Origin of the sequence: Bosea sp. 685 (genome assembly GCF_031884435.1) — a bacterium.
In the GTDB taxonomy this organism is placed as follows: Bacteria; Pseudomonadota; Alphaproteobacteria; order Rhizobiales; family Beijerinckiaceae; genus Allobosea.
The window spans coordinates 4,848,812-4,869,578 of the sequence record NZ_CP134779.1 but is presented as its reverse complement, the minus strand read 5'-3'; the positions used below and the strand labels follow the sequence as shown (position 1 = coordinate 4,869,578).

Annotated in this window: 17 protein-coding genes; 10 read left to right on the top strand and 7 right to left on the bottom strand. The window is 66.0% G+C overall.

What is annotated here, in order from left to right:
- The first annotated feature begins 53 nt into the window (after nucleotides 1–53).
- The 3 genes from zwf to eda are packed head-to-tail and all read left to right on the top strand — an operon-like array spanning nucleotide 54 to nucleotide 2,937.
- Complete coding sequence (gene zwf / locus RMR04_RS23995) at nucleotides 54–1,556, top strand: glucose-6-phosphate dehydrogenase (RefSeq protein ID WP_311910995.1); 1,503 nt, start codon at nucleotides 54–56, stop codon at nucleotides 1,554–1,556.
- Nucleotides 1,556–2,266 carry a 6-phosphogluconolactonase gene (locus RMR04_RS23990; RefSeq protein ID WP_311910994.1) on the top strand — a complete coding sequence of 237 codons (711 nt, stop codon included), beginning with the start codon at nucleotides 1,556–1,558 and terminating at the stop codon, nucleotides 2,264–2,266. The genes zwf and RMR04_RS23990 overlap by 1 nt, the downstream gene beginning before the upstream one ends.
- Before the next feature lie 26 nt (nucleotides 2,267–2,292).
- Nucleotides 2,293–2,937: a bifunctional 4-hydroxy-2-oxoglutarate aldolase/2-dehydro-3-deoxy-phosphogluconate aldolase gene (eda, locus tag RMR04_RS23985; protein ID WP_311910993.1), complete on the top strand. Its 645-nt coding sequence runs from the start codon at nucleotides 2,293–2,295 to the stop codon at nucleotides 2,935–2,937.
- 171 nt (nucleotides 2,938–3,108) lie between these two features.
- Here the strand turns inward: eda and RMR04_RS23980 are convergent, their stop codons facing one another.
- The gene (locus tag RMR04_RS23980) at nucleotides 3,109–4,212 is read right to left on the bottom strand and encodes an NAD(P)/FAD-dependent oxidoreductase (RefSeq protein ID WP_311910992.1); all 1,104 of its coding nucleotides are present in this window, start codon (nucleotides 4,210–4,212) and stop codon (nucleotides 3,109–3,111) included.
- 7 nt (nucleotides 4,213–4,219) lie between these two features.
- Nucleotides 4,220–5,395 carry a M20 aminoacylase family protein gene (locus RMR04_RS23975; protein ID WP_311910991.1) on the bottom strand — a complete coding sequence of 392 codons (1,176 nt, stop codon included), beginning with the start codon at nucleotides 5,393–5,395 and terminating at the stop codon, nucleotides 4,220–4,222.
- A 413-nt stretch (nucleotides 5,396–5,808) separates the two neighbouring features.
- Between RMR04_RS23975 and RMR04_RS23970 the strand changes: the two genes are divergently transcribed.
- The gene (locus RMR04_RS23970; RefSeq protein WP_311910990.1) at nucleotides 5,809–6,213 is read left to right on the top strand and encodes a hypothetical protein; all 405 of its coding nucleotides are present in this window, start codon (nucleotides 5,809–5,811) and stop codon (nucleotides 6,211–6,213) included.
- A gap of 182 nt (nucleotides 6,214–6,395) precedes the next feature.
- On the opposite strand, the gene RMR04_RS23965 is transcribed toward RMR04_RS23970, so the two are convergent.
- Nucleotides 6,396–7,535 carry a citrate synthase family protein gene (locus RMR04_RS23965; RefSeq protein ID WP_311910989.1) on the bottom strand — a complete coding sequence of 380 codons (1,140 nt, stop codon included), beginning with the start codon at nucleotides 7,533–7,535 and terminating at the stop codon, nucleotides 6,396–6,398.
- Nucleotides 7,536–7,647: 112 nt separating this feature from the next.
- On the opposite strand from RMR04_RS23965, the gene RMR04_RS23960 reads away from it, so the two are divergent.
- Nucleotides 7,648–8,727, top strand: coding sequence for a citrate synthase/methylcitrate synthase (locus RMR04_RS23960; RefSeq protein ID WP_311915926.1), 1,080 nt, complete (start codon nucleotides 7,648–7,650; stop codon nucleotides 8,725–8,727).
- A 227-nt stretch (nucleotides 8,728–8,954) separates the two neighbouring features.
- Here the strand turns inward: RMR04_RS23960 and RMR04_RS23955 are convergent, their stop codons facing one another.
- Complete coding sequence (locus RMR04_RS23955) at nucleotides 8,955–9,890, bottom strand: LysR family transcriptional regulator (protein WP_311910988.1); 936 nt, start codon at nucleotides 9,888–9,890, stop codon at nucleotides 8,955–8,957.
- A 104-nt stretch (nucleotides 9,891–9,994) separates the two neighbouring features.
- On the opposite strand from RMR04_RS23955, the gene RMR04_RS23950 reads away from it, so the two are divergent.
- Nucleotides 9,995–11,158, top strand: a complete 1,164-nt coding sequence (locus tag RMR04_RS23950; protein ID WP_311910987.1) for a mandelate racemase/muconate lactonizing enzyme family protein — start codon at nucleotides 9,995–9,997, stop codon at nucleotides 11,156–11,158.
- Nucleotides 11,159–11,375: 217 nt separating this feature from the next.
- On the opposite strand, the gene RMR04_RS23945 is transcribed toward RMR04_RS23950, so the two are convergent.
- The 3 genes from RMR04_RS23945 to RMR04_RS23935 form a co-directional block, all read right to left on the bottom strand.
- Nucleotides 11,376–12,947 carry an OpgD/OpgG family glucan biosynthesis protein gene (locus tag RMR04_RS23945; protein WP_311910986.1) on the bottom strand — a complete coding sequence of 524 codons (1,572 nt, stop codon included), beginning with the start codon at nucleotides 12,945–12,947 and terminating at the stop codon, nucleotides 11,376–11,378.
- Nucleotides 12,948–13,286: 339 nt separating this feature from the next.
- Nucleotides 13,287–13,634: an ADP-ribosylation/crystallin J1 gene (locus RMR04_RS23940; RefSeq protein ID WP_311910985.1), complete on the bottom strand. Its 348-nt coding sequence runs from the start codon at nucleotides 13,632–13,634 to the stop codon at nucleotides 13,287–13,289.
- 383 nt (nucleotides 13,635–14,017) lie between these two features.
- Entirely contained in the window at nucleotides 14,018–14,986 is a 969-nt protein-coding gene (locus RMR04_RS23935) for a threonine ammonia-lyase (RefSeq protein WP_311910984.1), read from the bottom strand.
- A gap of 194 nt (nucleotides 14,987–15,180) precedes the next feature.
- Between RMR04_RS23935 and RMR04_RS23930 the strand changes: the two genes are divergently transcribed.
- The 4 genes from RMR04_RS23930 to RMR04_RS23915 all read left to right on the top strand — a co-directional run bounded on the left by RMR04_RS23930 (nucleotide 15,181) and on the right by RMR04_RS23915 (nucleotide 20,530).
- Nucleotides 15,181–16,221: an NAD-dependent epimerase/dehydratase family protein gene (locus tag RMR04_RS23930; protein ID WP_311910983.1), complete on the top strand. Its 1,041-nt coding sequence runs from the start codon at nucleotides 15,181–15,183 to the stop codon at nucleotides 16,219–16,221.
- Between the two features lie 115 nt (nucleotides 16,222–16,336).
- Nucleotides 16,337–17,488 carry an acetylornithine deacetylase gene (argE, locus tag RMR04_RS23925; RefSeq protein WP_311910982.1) on the top strand — a complete coding sequence of 384 codons (1,152 nt, stop codon included), beginning with the start codon at nucleotides 16,337–16,339 and terminating at the stop codon, nucleotides 17,486–17,488.
- 262 nt (nucleotides 17,489–17,750) lie between these two features.
- Entirely contained in the window at nucleotides 17,751–19,340 is a 1,590-nt protein-coding gene (locus RMR04_RS23920) for an ABC transporter substrate-binding protein (protein ID WP_311910981.1), read from the top strand.
- Between the two features lie 209 nt (nucleotides 19,341–19,549).
- The gene (locus tag RMR04_RS23915; protein ID WP_311910980.1) at nucleotides 19,550–20,530 is read left to right on the top strand and encodes an ABC transporter permease; all 981 of its coding nucleotides are present in this window, start codon (nucleotides 19,550–19,552) and stop codon (nucleotides 20,528–20,530) included.
- Nucleotides 20,531–20,767: the final 237 nt, after the last annotated feature.

Genomic DNA, 20,767 nt, shown 5'->3' with positions numbered 1-20,767 from the left:
GCCAAGCCTGATGACAGGCCGAGCCGGATGACAGGAAGACGGAGTCGACCCCCATGGATGCCATCGCCGATCGCGCGCTGCGGCCCGAGGCTGCGCCCGAACGCACACCCGTTCCTCCCTTCGATCTGGTTATTTTCGGCGCCAGTGGTGACCTCGCCTTGCGCAAGCTCTTTCCCGCGCTGGCGCAGCGCAATCGGGAGGGCGTGCTGCCGGAAGAGAGCCGCATCCTTGCCATCGTCCGCAAGCCGGAGGATATCGAGGGCCTGCCCAAGCAGGTCGCCAATCGCCTCAATGAGGAAGGCCTCGCGGCCGAGCAGATCGCGGCCTTCCTGCGCCGTCTGACGGTGGTCCAGGCCGATGCGCTCAAGCCCGAGACTTTCGGCGCGCTGAAGACGGCGCTCGGCGATTCGGAGCGGGTGCGCTCCTTCTACCTCTCGACGCCGCCAGAGCTCTTCATCCCGATCTGCCAGAACCTCGCCAAGGCCGATATCCTCACCCCGACCTCACGCGTCATCCTGGAGAAGCCGCTGGGGCACGATCTCGCCTCGGCCCGTGAGATCAACGACGCTGTGGCCGCGATCCTGCCGGAAAGCCGGACCTACCGGATCGACCATTACCTCGGCAAGGAGACGGTGCAGAACCTCCTGGTGCTGCGCTTCGCCAACACGCTGTTCGAGCGCTCCTGGTCGAGCCGCGACATCGACAATGTCCAGATCACGGTGGCGGAGACCGTGGGCCTCGAAAGCCGCGCCGGCTATTACGACAAGGCCGGGCATATGCGCGACATGGTCCAGAACCATCTCATGCAGCTGCTCACCCTCTTCGCCATCGAGCCGCCCAACATGCTGGAGGCTGGCGCGGTCCGCGACGAGAAGATCAAGGTGCTGAAGGCGCTGCGTCCGATCGTCGGGCCCGACGTCCAGCGCTATACCGTGCGCGGCCAGTACGGGCCGGGCCAGATGGATGGCCAGCGCGTGCGCGGCTATACCGACGAACTCGGCTTTGCCAGCAACACCGAGACCTTCGTGGCGATCCGCTGCGAGATCGACAATTGGCGCTGGGCCGGCGTGCCGATCTATCTGCGCACGGGCAAGCGCATGGCACAGCGCTATTCCGAAATCGCCGTCACCTTCAAGCCCGTGCCGCATTCGATCTTCGGCGGCGGCAGCTGCGACCGGCTCGATGCCAACCGGCTCATCATCAGGCTCCAGCCCAATGACGGCGTCCAGCTCCAGCTGATGATGAAGGTGCCGGGCTCGGGCCGCCTCAAGGTCGTGCCGCGCCAGCTCGACTTGCGCTATTCCACTGCCTTCGACGAGCGCACGCCCGATGCCTATGAGCGCTTGCTGACCGATGTCATCCGCGGCGATCAGACCCTGTTCATGCATCGCGACGAGGTCGAGCAGGCCTGGGCCTGGGTCGATCCGATCATTGCCGGCTGGCAGGACTACAGCCTGCATCCGCATCGCTATCCCGCCGGCTCCTGGGGCCCCTCGCAGGCGATCGGCCTGATCGAGCGCGAAGGCCGCTCCTGGGCCGATCCGGACCTGATCTGATGATCACTTCGGGGCCATTGATCTGGCATCGTTTCGAGACGCTGATCGACGCCTCCGAGGCGCTGGCCGAGGCAGTCGCGGTGAGGCTGCGCGCCGTCATTGCCACACGCGGTTCCGCGCTCCTCGCTGTGCCGGGCGGCACCACGCCGGCGCGCTTCCTGGCGGCGCTCGGCGCGCATGATCTCGCCTGGGACAAGGTCACGCTGCTGCCGACCGATGAGCGCTTCGTCTCAGCCGACGATCCAGCCTCGAACGAGCGCATGATCCGTGCAGCCTTCGCGCCGCTGGGCCAGGCCTTCGCGCAGCTGGGCGGAGGCAGGGCGCGCTTCCTCTCCTTTCATCGCGCCGCTGGCGATCTCGACGCCGCGGCGGGCGCGGTATCAGCGGAGCTTGCAGGCCTGCCGGCGCTCGACATCCTGGTCAGCGGTATGGGCGCGGACGGCCATGTCGCCTCGCTCTTTCCAGGCGAGCCGGCGGCCGCGATGACCGGGCGCGGTCTCCATGCGGTCGCGGCCCATCCCGCCGGTCTGCCGGCGCGCATCTCGCTCTCGCCGGCAAGGCTCACTGGCGCCGCCTGGGCGTCGCTCCTCGTCTCCGGCAAGGAGAAGGCAGAGGTCCTGACCACGGCGCAGGCTCTGCCCGGCGCTTATCCGGTCGGATTGCTGCTTGGCCGGCCGCAGGGGCTCGACGTCTACTGGGCGAAGGCCTAGAGCCGGAGCTTCACGGAGTGTCACCTATGTCGAATGAACCTGAAATCGCGCGGCTTGCCGCCTGCGGCGTCGTGCCGGTCGTGGTGATCGAGGACGTGCATCTCGCCGTGCCCTTGGCGCGCGCGCTGCTGGCGGGCGGCATCGATGTGATCGAGGTCACCTTGCGCCGTCCGGCTGCGCTGGCGGCGCTGGAGACGATCGCGCGTGAGGTGCCCGAAATCCTGAGCGTCGCCGGCACGGTGGTGACGCCGGCCCAGGTCACCGACGTCAAGGAGGCCGGCGCCCAGGCCGTGGTCAGCCCCGGCTTCAGCGAGGCGGTGGACGACGCCATGCGCGCCGCCGGCCTGCCCTGGCTGCCCGGCGTCGCCACGGCCTCCGACTGCATGCGCGCGGTTGCAGCTGGACGCTTGACCTGCAAGTTCTTCCCGGCCGAGCAGGCCGGCGGTACCTCGGCGCTCAAGGCGCTGTCGGGGCCGTTCCCGCAGATGAAATTCTGCCCGACCGGCGGCGTCGGCCTCAACAACCTCGCCGATTATCTGGCGCTGAAGCAGGTCATCTGCGTCGGAGGCTCCTGGCTCGTGCCGGCGGACGCGATCGCCAACCGCGACTGGGCGAGGGTGACGCGACTGGCGAAAGAGGCGCGCGAGCGCGTCAAGGCGCTGCGGGGGTAAAGCGTGTCATCCCGTGCGCGCTGCGGCACGTAGTGCTGCTGCGCAGACACGGGACCGCGTGACGAGAAGGCGCCTATCTGCGAGCGTTCCGGAAAGAGGCGTCCCCTTGCTGAGGACGGTCCCGCATCTGCGCAGCAGCACTGCGTGCCGCGGCGCGTGCGGGATGACACCTCACGCCAACCGCTCCACCACCATCTCCGCGATCGCCAGCGAACTCGTCAGCCCCGGGCTCTCGATGCCGAGCAGGTTGACCAGATTGTCGACGCCATGGACCTGCGGCCCGTCGATGCGGAAATCCGGCATCGGTTCGCTCGCCGAATGCAGCTTGGGCCGGATGCCGGCATAGTCGGCGACGAGCGCGCCGTCCGCCAGGCCCGGCCAATAGGTCCGGATCGCGGCATAGAATTTTTCGGCGCGTGCAGGGTCGACCACCAGATCCTGATCATCCGCGACCCATTCGACGTCGGGCCCGAACTTGACCCGTCCGGCCATGTCGATCGTGGCGTGGATGCCGAGGCCCGCCGCCTCCGGCACCGGATAGACCAGATGCGAGAAGGGCTGCTTTCCCAAAAGCGAGAAATAATTGCCCTTGGCGAAGTGCTGGACCGGCACGTGGCTTGCCGGGAAGCCTTCGAGCTTGCCAAGCAGGCGCGGCGCGCCGTGCCCGGCCGAGTTGACGATCGTGCGGGCCGTATAGGTCGCGGGATCGTCACCGCCGAAATCGACGCTGAAGCCTTCCGCCTCGCGTCGCCAACCCAGGATCGGCGTGTTGAGCGCCAGCGAGCCGCCGGCCGCCTCGCATTCGCCGAGCAGGGATAGCATCAGGGCATGGCTGTCGACGACGCCGGTCTCGGGCGAGAGCAGGGCGATCTCGCAGGCGACCTCCGGTTCCAGCGCCCTGGCCTCGCCCGCATCGACCCAGCGCACGGTCTCGACGCCCGAGGCCTTGGCCCGCGCCAGGATCGTCTCGAGCGCCGGGCGCTGCGCGGCCGAGGTCGCGACGATCAGCTTGCCGCAGGCCTTATGCGGTAGGCCCCGCTCCGCGAGATAGGCGTAGAGGCGCTTGCGGCCCTCGACGCAGACGCGCGCTTTCAGCGAGCCCGGCGGATAATAGATCCCGGCATGGATAACCTCGCTGTTGCGCGCCGAGGTCTGGGTGCCGATGCCCTCAGCCGCCTCGGCGATCACGACCTCGCGGCCGGCGAGCGCAAGCGCCCGCGCGGTGGCGAGGCCGACGACGCCGGCCCCGATCACCAGGCAATCGATGTCGCTCATCGCAAGCTCAGGCGGCCCGTTGCGGCATGGAGATTTCGATCAGGCTCGCCCAATAGGTGACGCCGACCGGGATCGCCGTGTCGTTGAACTCATAGGCGGGGTGATGCAGGCCGGCGGATTCGCCGTTGCCGATATTGATGAAGGCGCCAGGACGCTCCTCCAGCATGTAGGAGAAATCCTCAGAGCCCATCGTCGGCGGCACTTCGGTGTCGATCGCATCCTTGCCGAAGACGTTCTTGGTCACGCTGGTGACGAAATCGGTCTGGCCGGCATGATTGACGGTGACGGGATAGCCGAGATGGTATTCGAGGTCGTATTTCATGCCGAAGGCCTTCATCAGGCCATCGGTGATCTCGGTGACACGCTTTTGCGCCAGCTCGCGCATCTCGCGCGTCAATGTCCGGATCGACCCCTTGATCTCGACCGTCTGCGGAATGACGTTGAAGGCCTCGCCGGCATTCACCGCCGTCACCGAGACGACGACGGAGTCGAGCGGGTCGGCGTTGCGCGAGGAGATCGTCTGCAGCGCGGTCACCAATTGGCAGGCGGCGACGATCGGGTCGTTGACGCGGTGCGGGGCTGCAGCGTGTCCGCCCTTGCCCTCGATCTTGATGTGGATGCGGTCGGCGGCGGCCATGGTCGGCCCCTTGCGGATCTCGAACTGTCCGATCGCCAGCCCCGGCTTGTTGTGCATGCCATAGACTTCCTGGATGCCGAAGCGGTCCATCATGCCGTCGTCGATCATCGCCTTGGCACCGGCGCCGCCCTCTTCGGCCGGCTGGAAGATCAGCACGGCAGTGCCGTCGAAATCGCGGGTGGCGGCGAGGTATTTCGCGGCGCCGAGCAGCATGGCGGTGTGCCCGTCATGGCCGCAGGCATGCATCTTGCCCGGCACGGTCGAGCGATGCTCGAGATTGGTCTCTTCATGGATCGGCAGCGCGTCCATGTCGGCGCGCATGGCGATGACCTTGCCTGAGTTCTGGCCCTTGCCCTTGATCACGCCGACGACGCCTGTCTGGCCGATACCGGTCACGACTTCGTCGGCGCCCCAGGCCTTGAGCTTCTCGGCGACGATGCCGGCGGTGCGGTGGACGTCGTATTGCAGCTCGGGATGCCGGTGGAAATCGCGACGGATCGCACTGATCTCAGGGGTGAGCGCGGCGATGAGTTCGGATTTCGGCATCATATCCTCGAAAGGGTTGCGGGGCGCTTCGCAGGAAACGGGTGGCCCAGGCACGCAAGCTAGCGCGGCTCGCCTGCCCCGTCCAAGCCGTTTGCGGCATGAGGGGGCGGAGGTGGCGGCATGGTGAATGCGGGGAGCGGGCTGCAGCGTCTGGCGTTCTCCCGCTGCCCGGATCCCGACGTCGAAATTCCGTCGGTCATGGCGCGTCGTAGCTATTGAAACGCGGCATGTGGCACAACCGATAGCTACAGAAACGATCTGTTAAGATGAGCTCTGGCGGCTCAGCCATGATTTGGCCTTATCGGTAGAATAGGTCCGCAATCACATGCTCTGCCAGACCAGAATTTGGTGGCTTGAGCCTTCCCATCATCCCCGATCGTACCTGGTAGATTATGCGTCGTTTGATCTTGGCTGTGTCTCTCACAGCTTGCGTACCTGTGGCCGCCTGGGCCAATCTTCCCATCGAGAAAATTTCCTTCCAGCCGCAGGTCAAGGGGCTCGGTTGCCTCAAGCCCGAAACGCTGGCGATGATCAGCGAACTCGTGGCCAAGATCGGCCCGATTCAGATCACCTCGACCTGTGGCGGCCGTCATGCCCGCCACTCCCAGCATTACGGCGGCAAGGCCGTGGATTTCAGGCCGCTCGCCACCTCGCCGCGGGCCGCGGTCGCGGCCGCCAAGGCGCTGGAGTGCACCGGCGGTGTCGGCTCCTATCCGGGCGGACTCGTGCATGTCGATGTCGGCGATCGCGAGGCCTCCTGGTACGGCCACAAGCGCGCAAGGCGCCAATACGCGCAGTTGGCGCAGCGGCGGCGCTGACGTTTTCTCCTTCTCCCCTCGCGGGAGAAGGTGGCTCGGCGAAGCCGAGACGGATGAGGGGGGCGCCGTGAGCTCTCCGTTTAGCCGAAGAATACGACGCCAACCGGAAAGGGCACGGCGCCCCCTCATCCGGCGCTACACGCCACCTTCTCCCGCGAGGGGAGAAGGGAAGAACCCGCCCCTCATCCCGGTTCCGGGCCGATATAGCGGGCGCGGGGGCGGATCAGGCGTCCGGTCTGGAACTGTTCGAGCGCATGGGCGATCCAGCCGGTGCAGCGTGCCGTCGCGAAGATCTGGAACGGCGCGTCCTCGGGAAGCGCCAGCACGGACGCCAGGGCGGTGAGCGCGAAATCGATGTTCGGCAGCGCGCCGGTGATCGCCTCGATCGCGAGGCGAACCTCCTCATAATGGGTCGGCAGGACGAAGGCCGCCATCAGCGCCCGCGCTCGCGGATCGCCCTCCGGATAGATCGGATGCCCGAAGCCCGGGATCGGCACGCCGAGCGTCAGGCGCGCGCGGATCGCGGGCTCGATGCCGTCGCGCCGGCATTCCCCGAGCAAAGCGCGCACACGCGGCGCCATGCCGCCATGCAAGGGGCCAGACAGCGCCGACAGCCCAGCCAAAGCGCAGGCGGCGAGCGAGGCATGGGTCGAGGCGGTGACGCGGACCGCGAAGGTCGAGGCGTTCAATTCATGGTCGGCGAGCAGGACGAGGCTGCGGCGGATGAGATCGGCACCGGTTGCGTCGCAGGCCCAGGCTGTCGCGAGGCGTTCATGGATCGGGCCATTGCCCGAAACGCCGGCGACGGCGTCGACGAGCGCATCGAGCACGGCTGCCGCCTCGAAATAGAGCGATTTCAAGGTTCGGCCGCCAATGACCGGATCGGTGGCGGCACGGGCCGCGATCGCGGCGAACATGCGCTGATTGCCGCTGCCGGGTGCGATCGCGTTGCATTGCGTCGGGAAGCGCGCATCGCCGCAGGCCCAGAGCAGACGCGCGACATCCTCGAGCCGCGCCGTCTGCGCCAGGGTCTCGGCGTCCTGCCCGCGATACCAGAGGCGGCCATGGGCGATCGTCGTGATGCTCGAGGCCAGGACGGGCTCGCCCCAGGCGATCGTATCCTCCGCGATCGCCGCATTGCGCCGGCCGCGCGCCTTGCGATGCTCCAGGCGCGAGACATCCGCCGCCCGATAGAGGCTGCGTCGCGGCTCCTCAGGGTCTTCCTTCGCTTCGATGCGGCCGCGGCTGACATAGGCGTAGAGCGTCTGCGGCTTGAGCCGCAAACGGGTCATCACCTCCTGCGCCGTCAGCCAGTCATTCATCCCGATATGTTGCATCTCGATACATTGCATCTCGATATGTTGATTATATTGTTCAAGATTGATTATGCTGCATCGCAGCGCGATCCTCAAGGCCTTGTTGATGGAGGATCCGATGTCGGATGGACTTGATGATGTTGTCGCTGCGGAGACGATCCTGTCAGATGTCGATGGGGCTGCCGGCCGCCTGATCATTCGCGGTCATCTCCTCGACGATCTCGCCGGCCGCACCAGCTTTGCCGAGGCAGCCGAGCTTCTGCTGGACGGCTTCTTCGACGATTTGCCGCGCGGCGCGGCTCTTGCTGCGGCGCTCGGCCAGAGCAGGCTCGATGTCTTTCGCGAGGTCGCGGGTCTCGATGCTGAACTGGTGCGGCGAACCCCTGTCGAGGCGATGCGCGCGCTGACGGCGCGGCTGGCGGATGGCGACGATGTCGCGACCGCGCTGCGATTGATGGCGGCGCCGGCGGTCTTCACGCCCGCCGTCATCCGCATGCAGCGCCATCTGGCGCCGGTCGCGCCCGATCCGGCGCTGCCCCATGCCGCCGATATCCTGCGGATGATGCGCGGGGAGGCCGTCGACCCGGCGCAGGCCGCCGCGCTCGATACCTATCTCGTGACGGTCTGCGATCATGGCCTCAACGCCTCGACCTTCGCGGCGCGCGTCGTCGCTTCGACGAGGGCCGGTTTGACCTCCGCGGTCCTGGCGGGAGTGAGTGCGTTGAAGGGGCCGCTGCATGGCGGGGCGCCGGGGCCGGTCATCGAGATGCTCGACGAGATCGGCGAGGCCAGCAACGCCCGGGCCTGGTTGGAGGCGGCGCTGCAGCGCGGCGACCGGTTGATGGGCTTCGGCCATCGCATCTACCGCGTGCGCGATCCCCGTGCCGATGCGCTGAAGCGCGCGATCCGCCGGCTCGACCCGAATTCCGGCCGCCTCGCCTATGCCGAGGCGGTCGAGGCCGCGGCTCTCGCGATCCTGCGCGAACGCAAGCCCGCCCGCTCGCTGCAGACCAATGTCGAGTTCTACACAGCGCTCCTGCTGGAAGCCTTGGCCTTCCCGCCGGAGAGCTTCACCTGCGTCTTCGCAATGGGCCGCGTCATCGGCTGGATCGCCCATGCGCAGGAGCAGCTCGCAGGAGGACGGCTCATCCGCCCGAAATCGACCTATATCGGCCCCGAGCCGAGGCAGGCCGCTTGAGGGTGGGGGGCGCTTCTTCCCTTCTCCCCTCGCGGGAGAAGGTGGCTCGGCGAAGCCGAGACGGATGAGGGGGCGCTGTGAGCTTTCCATCTAGCCGAACACGACGCCAACCTGACAGGGCACGGCGCCCCCTCATCCGGCGCTGCGCGCCACCTTCTCCCGCGAGGGGAGAAGGGAGGGCGCCTTCTCGTCATGCGTGGCACGGCCGGCCACGAGCGCGACCCCGCTCACTCCGCCTGCAGGCTCGCCCATAATTCGTCTGCAGCCTCGTTGCGGCAGTCGGGGCTGCGGAAGAGCCTGATCTCGATGGGGATGTCGAAACGCCCCAGTCCGGCCCGGACCAGGCGGGCGCGGGCGAGGTCCTCTTCCGCCAGGGTGAGCGGAAGCCAGGCGATGCCATGCCCGTCCCGCGCCATGGTCAGCAAGGCCGCGGCCAGATGCGAGGTGAAGACGGTCGTCATCCCGGCAGCGTCCCGCGCCAGCGCCGTGTCCTGCGCGAGCGCCGCGTCCTGCGCCAGCGCCATCTGGGCCGAGAGGATGCGGCCGAGCCCGGAGGCCTGGCTATAGGCGAGGAGCCGCGCCGGCCGCTCGATCGTTCCCGGCAACGGCCAGAGGGGCTGGCCGTCTGCATCCGGCGCGCAGAGCGGCACCAGCACGTCGTCCCCCACCCGGATGCTTGGGAAGCGCTCGGCTTCGAAACGCGTCGGCACCTGCGCATGATGGTGGCAGAGCAGGAAATGCACCTCGCCGCCCAGCATGATCTGCTCGCAAGCCTCCAGGCTGTCCGAGATCAGGTTGAGTGTGCCGAGCGCCTCGAACCGCATGTGGCGGCGGATCCAGCCCGGGAAGAAGGTGAAGGAAAGCGCATGCGTCGCCGCGATCGAGAGCGCTCCCTTCTCGCTCTCCCCCACGGCCCTGGTCTCGCGCTGCAACTGCTGCAGGTTGCGGAGCAGGTCCTGGGCGAGGGGCTGGAAATGGGCGCCGGCCGGGGTCAGCGTCGCGCCCTGGGCGCTGCGCAGGAACAGCGGCACGCCGATCCAGTCCTCAAGCGCGCGGATGCGCCGGCTGAACGCCGGCTGCGTGACATTTCGAACCTCGGCCGCACGCGAAAAGCTCTTCTGCTCGGCCAGCGCCAGGACATCCTTCAGCCAATCCAGATCCATGATGCCGCTCGTGCATGGGGTGAACCGATCTTGGCATTGGCCGACCGGCAGGGGCCAGACATACAGGACGGGGTATCGCCAGCCAGCCCCGCAGGGAGACCGCCATGCGCATCGTCGATGTCCGCGAGATCACCAAGCCGATCGCCTCGCCCATCCGCAACGCCTATATCGACTTCTCCAAGATGACGGCGAGCCTCGTGGCGGTGGTGACCGATGTGGTCCGCGACGGGCGGCGCGTGGTCGGCTACGGCTTCAACTCGAACGGCCGCTACGGCCAGGGCGGCCTCATTCGCGAGCGCTTTCGCGGCCGCATCCTCGAAGCGGCCCCCGAGAGCCTGATCAATCAGAGCGGCGACAATCTCGACCCCCACAAGATCTGGGCGACGATGATGACGAATGAGAAGCCGGGCGGCCATGGCGAGCGTTCGGTGGCGGTCGGCACGCTCGACATGGCCGTCTGGGATGCCGTCGCCAAGATCGCGGGCAAGCCGCTGTTTCGCCTCCTGGCGGATGGGAAGGGCCGCGAGGCCGATCCCCGGGTCTTCGTCTATGCGGCGGGCGGCTACTATTATCCCGGCAAGGATGACAGTGCCCTGCGAGCCGAGATGCGCGGCTATCTCGACCGCGGCTACACCGTCGTGAAGATGAAGGTCGGCGGCGCCAGCATCCATGAGGATCAGCGCCGCATCGAGGCGGTTCTGGCCGAGATCGGCTCGCAGGCCCAGCTTGCCGTCGATGCGAATGGGCGCTTCGACCTGGAGACCGGCATCGCCTATGCCAAGATGCTGCGCCACTATCCGCTGTTCTGGTACGAGGAGGTCGGCGATCCCCTCGACTACGCCCTGCAGGCGGCGCTTTCGGAGTTCTATCCCGGCCCGATGGCGACGGGCGAGAACCTGTTCTCGCATCAGGATGCGCGCAATCTCCTGCGCTATGGCGGGATGCGGCCCGACCGGGACTGGCTGCAATTCGACTGCGCTTTGTCCTATGGTCTGGTCGAATATCTGCGGACGCTCGATGTGCTCGCGCAGTTCGGCTGGTCGCCATCGCGCTGCATCCCGCATGGCGGCCACCAGATGTCGCTCAACATAGCGGCCGGCCTCGGGCTCGGCGGCAATGAGAGCTATCCCGACCTGTTCCAGCCCTATGGCGGGTTTCCCGACAGCGTTCGCGTCGAGAACGGCCATATCGTGATGCCCGAGCTTCCGGGCATCGGTTTTGAGGGCAAGTCCGACCTGATCAAGGTCATGCGCGAATTGGCTGAGTGACGCGGCGGGGCTGGCTCGCGGAGCTGGGGCTGCTAAGGACTCACTGGAACCACACCGTCATTCCGGAGCAGGCCGTAGGCCTGAGCCCGGAACCCAGAACCGATGCGCCCGACATTTGAGGCTCGCCATGCGAGCGCCTCATGGAGAACCCGCATCGGCTCTGGGTTCCAGGCTCGATCCTTCGGATCGCCCCGGAATGACGGCGGTGTCTCCACAATCAATCCTTGCTGACGAGCGCCGGACCCGGGAGCGGAGCCGCGACCTTCGGCATCGACCAGGAGGTCGTCCAGGTTTCCGTCAGGGTGCGGGATCGCGATTTCAGGAAGATGCGCAGTTCGGCGGTTTCGCCGGCGGGCAATGACGCGTCGACGATGGCGCGGAAGCCTTTCGCCGCCGGGTTTGCATCGACGATCGTCGCGGCGATCGTTCCGGCTGTGGTCGATGCGACGATTTCGACGCGCTTGGGGTCGGACAGATAATATTCGAGATCGCCGTCGGTGAAGTCGACGATGAAACGCTTCTTGCCGACGTCCTTGGCTTCGCCATCCTCGGTGTTCGAGCCGTCGAAGCTGTTACGGACCTGCCCGTAAGGGTGCAGGGCCTTCGTCGTCGAGAGAGCCGAGATGCGATAGCTGAACTGGCTGGCTTTCCTGGGTTCGAGCGGGGTGCTCGGCGTCCAGCAGGCGACGATGTTGTCGAAGGCTTCGCCGGTCGTCGGAATCTCGATAAGATCGACGCGCCCCTCGCCCCAGTCTCCTGAGGGCTCGACCCAATATCCCGGCCGCGCGTGATACTGCGCTTCGAGATCCTGGTAATGGCCGAATTCACGGTCGCGCTGCATCAGGCCGAAGCCGCGCGGATTGCGATCGCCAAAGCTCGAAATCCGCAGCGATTTCGGGTTCCGGATCGGCCGCCAGAGCCATTCTCCACCACCGGTCTTGAGCATCAGCCCGTCTGAATCATGGATCTCGGGCCGGAAATCGGTGCGCTGGCCGAGGTCGCCTTCCCCGGCGAGGAACATCGAGGTGAGGGGGGCGATGCCGATGCGGGGGAGTTTTACGCGCGGGATGATCGTCGCCGTCACGGCAACGCTGGTCTGCTGTCCCGGCGTGACGACAAACCGATACGCACCCGCGACGGATGGCGAATCCAGGAGGGCGTAGATCACGAGATCGGTGCTATCGCGCGTCGGCTCCTCCAGCCAGAGCGCCCTGAAGAACGGAAACTCCTCCGGCTGCTCGCCACCGACATCCAGCGCCAGCCCACGCGCGGACAAGCCATAGCGATGGCCGCGCCCGATCAGGCGAAAATAGCTCGCGCCGAGAAAGGCGATCAGCTCGTCCTGCACGTTCAGGGCGTTCAGCGTCGTCGTCACGGCAAAACCAGCGAAGCCCAGCGCAGGCGAAAGCTGCTTGGGAACGGGAACCTTGCCGTACTCGAACAGGCCCGTCGTGAAGGCGAGCGGGATGGCGCTGCCATCCCTGATGACGTGCAATTGCACCGGCTTGTCGTGAAGGAATCCGAGATGGAAGGGATGGAGCCGGTAGTCGGAGCCGCCATCCCGCCAGAACGCCTTTTCCCTGCGGAAGCGGATTTCCCGGTAGCTGTCATAAGTCAGCTTCGACAGCTCCGGCGGGATCGTCAGCCCCTCGGCATCGAAGGCTCGCTCTCCCAGCGCCCGCGCCTGTTCGACGACGTCGTCATAGCTGAAGGGCCGGCCGCCCGGCGATGCCGGCGGTGCCGCTGAGCTCGGCTTGGCTGTGGCGAACAGAGCTGTCGATGCGAGCATGGCCAGGGCTGTACGGCGCGAAAGAAGCCGCCCGGCATGGTGAGCGGACGCCATGGCGGGCATGCTGTCTTCAGCCACTGATGCGCCTCTCGATTGGATCATGCCGGTGCGGTGCGATTGGGTCATCGCGTGCAGGGGGACGGAGCGATTGCGCGCATCCAGCGCATCGCGACCATCATCGCCGCCGGCGCTCCAGCAAATCTCTCTTGAGTTTTCATTGTCGATCCGCTCGGCGATGCCTTGTGCATCGTGAACCGGTCAGCGTGGGTAATGTTCCTCTGGTCCGCGCCGCGGTCGAGCCGGGTGTCGGAGTCCCCAATTGCTAGGGGGCTTCGATCCTTAGCGGAACTCCCGAATGATCTCGATCTTGCCGACGAGGGCGTCGTTGAAAGCGTTCATATCCGCTGCCGGTATCCAATATTCGAGGTGCGCGCTTCCACCAGCCTCCTGCACTGGATACTGATTTAGAAAGCTTGTTTTCACTTCGAAACGTGTCACGAAGCCAGACCCGCTTGCAGGAACATTCCAATCGCGAGCGATCTTGATCGCATAATCTTCACTAAGCACGGGATAGAAAATCGGTTGCTCAGGCAAGCGGGATGGAAACGCTTCCATGTTCGCCTGCCGGATTAAATCCAGTTCTTTAGGGCCAACAGGTCGCCAAAGTGTCGTTGTGAGCTCGTTCATAACAGATGAATACCCAACACAATGGCAATTTTCCACCCATCTCGGACATTGTCGGCGAATCGTTAGAACGTCTATGTAACGCGATGCTCGTTTCACCAAGAGCGAGCGGAGGCCAAAGATCTTATGAAGCGAGCCCTTATCCCTGCTGCATTGATTGTAATTGCGATCATCGTGTCGGGCTGCGACATGTGCGGCAATTCGGTGTTCGGGTCCAACCGCAACAACGCCTGTTCAACATTGGAGCCCGAGGACATGATGCTGCCGCAAGACTCTAAGCGCCCAAACGGCTAAATCCCATGGAGGGGCGTCCACTCCCCACGCCATAGCTGCCATCGCAAGCGGTCCAGCTAACGGCCAGATCGCCCTAAAACCAACGCCTGATCTCACACCCCGAACTGCGTCCGCCAGGCGGCGATGTCCTCCAGCGCGACATTCGAGCCGCAGAGCACGAGGCCGACGCGCTCGCCCGGCTTGAACTTGTCCTTGCTCGCGATCGCGGCGGCAACGACGCAGGCGGCCGCCGGCTCGAGCAGGACGCGCCCGTTCTGCAGCACCCAGACGATCTCGCGCACCGCCTCGACATCGGGCACGACGACGATATCCTCCAGGAACTGCCGTGCGGCCGCCATCGTCCGTTCGGTCGCGAAGGGGGCGTTCAGCGTGCGGGCGATCGAGGTCGGGCGCAGCGGCACCGGCTTTCCGGCGGCCAGCGCCTGCGTCATCGTCGTGGCGCCTTCGGTCTCGACGCCATGGATGCGCACGGCCGGGTCGAGCCCTTTCAGCGCCGCGCCGACGCCGGCCGAGAAACCGCCGCCGCCGATCGAGATGAAGACATGGTCGAGCCGCCCGCCGGCGTCGCTGGCGAGTTCGAGCCCGAGCGAGCCATGGCCGGCGATGATGGCGGGATCGTCGAAGGAATGGATGTTGGTCATGCCCTGCGCGGCATAGTCCGCAGCCTTGGCGAAGGCCTCGATCGCGTCCTCGCAGAGCTCGACCTCGCCGCCTGCGCTTTTGGTCAGCGCGATGTTCAGCGGTGCAACGTCCTTCGGCATCAGCACGAGCGCGCGCGTGCCCATCGCGCTGGCGACCATCGAGACGGCGATGGCGTGGTTGCCGCCCGAGACGGTGACGACGCCGCGTGCGAGCTCCGCCTCGCTCAGGCCCATCAGCTTGTTGAAGCAGCCGCGCACCTTGAACGAGCCGCCAAGCTGCAGCGCCTCGACCTTGACCACGGTCTCGACCCCGAGCCGGGCCGACAAGCCCGCGCTGTGATAGGTCGGGGTGCGCCTGATCTTGCCGGCGATCCGGGTCGCTGCGGCCTGGATGTCTGCGAGGGTGACGTCGAAATTCATGGGCATCCGCCTTATTGCTGGGCTGCTGCCGTTATAGGCGATCGGCGGCTGCGGGCGAGGGGGCATTTGTGGGGTCGCCCACGCATTCGCGATCAAGCCGACGCGCCCCAAGCCGTGCAAAGATCAACCGGATGGCTCCGATTCGGCCGGGATAATCATGGCCCCCGGAGCTGAACGGGAATCCGGGGAAAACCATGTCTCGGCGCGCTTTCATCATCGGTGGAACCGGGCAGATCGGCCGCGCGGTTGCCGATGAACTGCTCACGCATGGCTGGGAGGTGATCCTGTCCCATCGCGGCCAACGCCTCCCTCCCGGGGAGATGGCGGCGCGGGGAGCAAAGCTCGCCCTGCTCGATCGCGATGAGCCGGGAGCGCTGGCGCGTGCGCTCGCTGCGGGCGCGGACGCCGTCATCGACACGATCGCCTATAGCGACGCGCATGCCGAGCAATTGCTCGAGATCGAGGGGCGCACAGGCGCATTCGTCGTCATCTCGTCCTGCAGCGTCTATCGCGACGCGGCCGGCCGGACGCTCGACGAGGCCCGCACAAGTGGCTTTCCGGATCTGCCCTTGGCCATGAGGGAAGACCAGCCGACGGTCGATCCCGGTCCAAGAACCTATTCGACCCGCAAGGTCGCGCTGGAGCGCCGCCTGCTCGACCATGCCAGGCAGCCGGTGACGATCCTGCGGCCATGCGCCATCCACGGCACGCATTCCGTACACCCGCGCGAATGGTGGTTCGTCAAGCGCATGCTCGACGGGCGAGGCGTGATCCCGCTCGCCTATCGCGGCGAGAGCCGGTTCCACACTTCGGCTGTCGTCAACATCGCCGCCTTGGTCCGCAAGGCGCTGGAGGTTCAAGGAACGAGCATCCTCAACGCGGCGGACCCCTCGCCCCTGAGCGTCGCGGAGATCGCGGCGACGATCGCGGGCCATCTCGATTATCGAGGGACATTGCTGCCCGTGGACGACGACAGCTATCCGCCGCTGATCGGGGCGACGCCATGGTCAGTTCCCGCGCCGTTCACGCTCGACACCAGTGCCGCCCTCGCCTTGGGCTACAGGCCCGTCGCGACCTATCGGGAGGCAAGCAAGGCTGCCTGCGACTGGCTGGTGAAAACCGCGCCCTCCAATTGGCGGGAGGCATTTCCGGTTCTCGCCGGCTATCCGCGCGATCTCTTCGATTATCCTGGCGAGGACGCGTATTTCGAGCGGGTCTTGCAGGGCAGGCCCTGATCCCTGCGCCGGGCTCGGCCCCGCCCGCCACGGTGCGCGATTGACCCGGCGCTCCAGCGGCGTAGCCTGCCGGCACGAAACCTGCCTCTCGCCCGACCTTTGGAGACTGTGACCCGTGACCCTGACGCCCAAGGAGATGCTCGCCAAATTGGTTTCGTTCAACACGGAATCGCAGCGCAGCAATCTCGAGCTGATCCATTTCTGTCGCGACTATCTCGCCTCGCTCGGCGTCGAGAGCACGCTGGTGCCCAGCGAGGACGGCGAGAAGGCCAATCTCTACGCGACGGTCGGGCCGAAGGTTGAGGGCGGCGTCGTGCTCTCGGGCCATACCGATGTCGTGCCGGTCGAGGGCCAGGACTGGACCTCCGATCCCTGGACCCTGACTGAGCGCGACGGCAAGCTCTACGGCCGCGGCTCCTGCGACATGAAGGGGTTCGACGCCATCGCGCTCGCCCTCGTGCCGGAGATGCTGAAGGCGCCGCTGAAACGCCCGGTCCATATCGCCTTGTCCTATGACGAGGAGGTCGGCTGCCTGGGTGCGCGCATCCTGGTCAAGGCGATGGCAGCGGCCGGCATCAAGCCCGCGGCGGTGATCGTCGGCGAGCCCTCGATGATGCAGGTCGTCACCGGCCACAAGGGCGGCACCCGGATGCGCACCACGGTGAAGGGCCACGCCGTCCACTCCAGCCGCGTCGATGTCGGCGTGCCCGCCGTGATGATCGCGGGCAAGCTGATCGAGTGGCACAACCAGACCATGGCGGAGAACAAGGCGCGGGCGAGCAATGAAAACCCCTTCGAACCGCCCTACAGCACCTTGCATGTCGGCGTCGTCCAGGGCGGCACGGCGGTCAACATCACCGCCGAGCATTGCGTGTTCAGCCATGAGGTCCGGGTCGTTCCCGGCGATGAGGGCGTCGATTTCGTCGGGCGCTACAAGGCCAGGGTCGCCGAGATCGAAGCCGAGATGAAGGCGATCGCGCCCGAGACGGGCATCACCGTCGAGATCACCTCCGCCACGCCGCCGCTCGGCCCGGAGAAGGACGGCGCGGCCGAGGCGCTGTCGCGCCGCCTGACCGGCGATAATGGCAGCCATGTCGTGGCCTATGGCACCGAGGGCGGCCTGTTCCAGGGCGAGGGCTGGTCGACCGTGGTCTGCGGCCCCGGCGACATCGCCCAGGCGCATCAGCCCGACGAGTTCATCACGATAGCCCAGCTTGAGGCCGGCACGGCCTTCGTGCGCGGCCTGATCGCCGATCTCTCGCGCTGATTGAAGTCGCGCTGGTAAAAGGCACGGCGATTGCATCGCTGGTGACGCAAGGATGGTGGCCGGGGCGCTCGGATAAAAGTTCAATATGGAACGAAAAGGCGGCGTCAGGCTGGACGCCGCCGCTAGAGCCTCTCTAAGCTGTCGTCTTCTTCGATTGTCCGCCAACGCATGTGGACGGTCGAAAAACCGCTCCCGGGAGGGGTGGGCGTCTTGGAGCTCCGGTTCCATTCGGAGTTCTCAACCAAAAGGGGAGCAACCGATCATGTCGTTCAAGACGCATTGCCTTGCCGCTGTCGCCGCCTTGGCGCTGATCTGCGGCTCGGCGCAAGCCCAAACCTTGCGCTACGCCAACCAGGGCGAGCTCAAATCGCTCGATCCCTACACCGTCAACGAGACGACGACGCATGCCCATCTCGGCCACCCCTATGAGGGGCTGATCCGGCGTGGCAAGAACCTCGAGATCCTGCCCGGCCTCGCCGAGAAATGGGAGGTCTCTGCCGATGGCTTGACCTGGCGCTTCTTCCTGCGCAAGGGCGTGAAGTTCCATGGCGGCGAGGATTTCACCGCCGACGACGTGGTGTTCTCGGCCGATCGTTCGCGCGCGCCGGGCTCCAACGTCCAGACCCGCGTCCCCACCGGCGCCAAGGTCGTCAAGATCGACGACTACACCGTGGACTTCCAATTGCCTTCGCCCAATCCGATCCTGCATTACCAGTGGGACACTTGGTACATCATGTCGAAGAAATGGGCCGAGGCGAACAACTCGACCCAACCGACGCCGGCCAACGCCACCACCCCGACCTTCGCCTCGCTCAACGCCAATGGCACCGGCGCCTTCAAGGTCGAGAGCCATCAGCCGGGCGTCAAGACCGTCTACAAGGTCAACGAGAACTGGTGGAACAAGAACCCGGAGCACAATCTCAAGGAGATCATCTTCACGCCGATCGCCTCGGACGCCACGCGCGTCGCGGCGCTGCTGTCGGGCGAGGTCGACGTGATCGAGCCGGTGCCGATCCAGGATATCCAGCGCGTCAACGCCTCCGCCAACGCCCAGGTGCTGACAGGGCCGGAACTGCGCACGATCTTCCTCGGCATGGATCAAGTCCGTGACGAACTGCTGGAGTCCAGCGTCAAGGGCAAGAACCCCTTCAAGGACATCCGGGTCCGCCAGGCCTTCTATCAGGCGATCGACATCGAGACGATCAAGAGCCGCGTCATGCGCGGTCTCTCGACGCCATCGCCCTTGATGATCGCGCCGGAACTCTTCCCCAGCACCGGCTTCACCCGCGCCAAATTCGACAGCGCCGCCGCCAAGAAGCTGCTGGTCGATGCCGGCTATCCCGACGGTTTCGAGCTCGGCATGGACTGCCCCAATGATCGCTACGTCAATGACGGCGCGATCTGCCAGGCTGTCGTCGGCATGCTCGCCCGCATCGGCGTCAAGGTGAACCTCAACGCCCAGCCCAAGGGCCAGTATTTTGGCAAGGTGCTGAAGCCCGGCGGCTACAAGACCTCGTTCTATCTGCTCGGCTGGACGCCCGGCACCAGCGACGCCCACAACGTGCTCTTCGACATCATGGGCTGCCGCGACAACCCCGCCTCCTCGCGTGGCGAATCCAATGTCGGCGGCTACTGCAACAAGAAGCTGGACGCGCTGACCGACCAGATCCTCGTCGAGGCGGACAAGGCCAAGCGCGACGCGATGATCCGTGAGGCCTTCCAGCTCTCGATCGACGATTTCGGCTACATCCCGCTGCACCAGCAGGCGCTGGCCTGGGGCGTGTCGAAGAAGGTCAAGCTGCCGCAGCGCGCCGACAATGCGGTGAACTTCCAATACGCCATCAAGGAGTGAACGGGAGCGCTGTGTTCGAGCTGCGTGTCTCGCCCGTTCGGTTGCCCCACGCGATCGTCATCCCGGACAAGCCGCGCAGCGGCGCTGATCCGGGATCCATCCTAGAGCTCAGACGCCCTTCGATGGATCCCGGATCTCTGCTTCGCTCCGTCCGGGATGACGCGGAGGTTCGGTTGCGAACCATCAAACCTTAGACGTTCAAGGCGTTCATGCTCGCTTTCATCCTGCGCCGGCTCTTCCAGTCGCTCATCGTCATGCTGAGCGTGGCGCTGATTGCCTTTGCGATGTTCCGCTTCGTCGGCGACCCGGTGAACCAGATCGTCTCGATCGACACGCCGCAGGCCCAGGTCGCCGAGATCAGGCGCTCGCTTGGGCTCGACGACCCCTTCCTCGTCCAGTTCGGCCGCTACATCTACAATGCGGCGCGGCTCGAATTCGGCGTGTCCTATCAGTTCCGCCTGCCGGTGATCTCGCTTCTGGGCGAACGCGCCCCGGCGACGCTGGAGCTTGCCTTCTGCTCCGCGCTGTTCTCGCTCGCGGTCGGCATTCCGATGGGCGTCTATACGGCGTTGAGGCGCGAAAGCCCGCTCGCCAAGCTCTTCCAGGCGATCTCGCTTGTCGGCATCAGCCTGCCGACCTTCCTGATCGGCATCCTGCTGATCTATCTGTTCTCGGTCACGCTGGGCTGGCTGCCTTCCTTCGGGCGCGGCGAGGTCGTCAAGATCGGCTCCTGGTGGACGACCGGGCTCTTGACCGGCTCGGGACTGAAGGCGCTGATCCTGCCCTCGATCACGCTCGGCCTGTTCCAGATGACGCTGATCATGCGGCTCGTCCGGGCCGAGATGCTCGAGGTGCTGCGCGCCGACTACATCAAATTCGCCCGGGCGCGGGGCTTGAAGACCCGCGCCATCCATTTCGGCCATGCCCTGAAGAACACGCTGGTGCCGGTCATCACCATTGCCGGCCTGCAGCTCGGCTCGATCATTGCTTTCGCCATCATCACCGAGACCGTGTTCCAGTGGCCGGGCATGGGCCAGCTCTTCCTACGCTCGGTGCAGAACGTCGATATCCCGATCATGGCGGCCTATCTGATGCTGATCTCCTTTCTGTTCGTCAGCATCAACCTCGCGGTCGACCTGCTCTACGCGCTGGTCGATCCGCGCCTGCGCGCCACGGTCGGCGCGCATTGAGGGGAGAGGGGAGCATGTTTGCGGTGACGATAGAGCTTTCTCCTTCGCGGCCGGATTTGTGCCGCAGCTGTGACGCGAAGGCCCGGAGGAAGGGCGCGGGGAACCCTTCTCCCATGTGGGAGAAGGGCAGGGATGAGGGCCCGCCCTCACCGAAGAAGGTCGCAGCGGCTCGGTTGCGCCTTCACAATCGGCGGCACACCCTCACCCCTGCCCCTCTCCCATCCGGGAGAGGGGTTC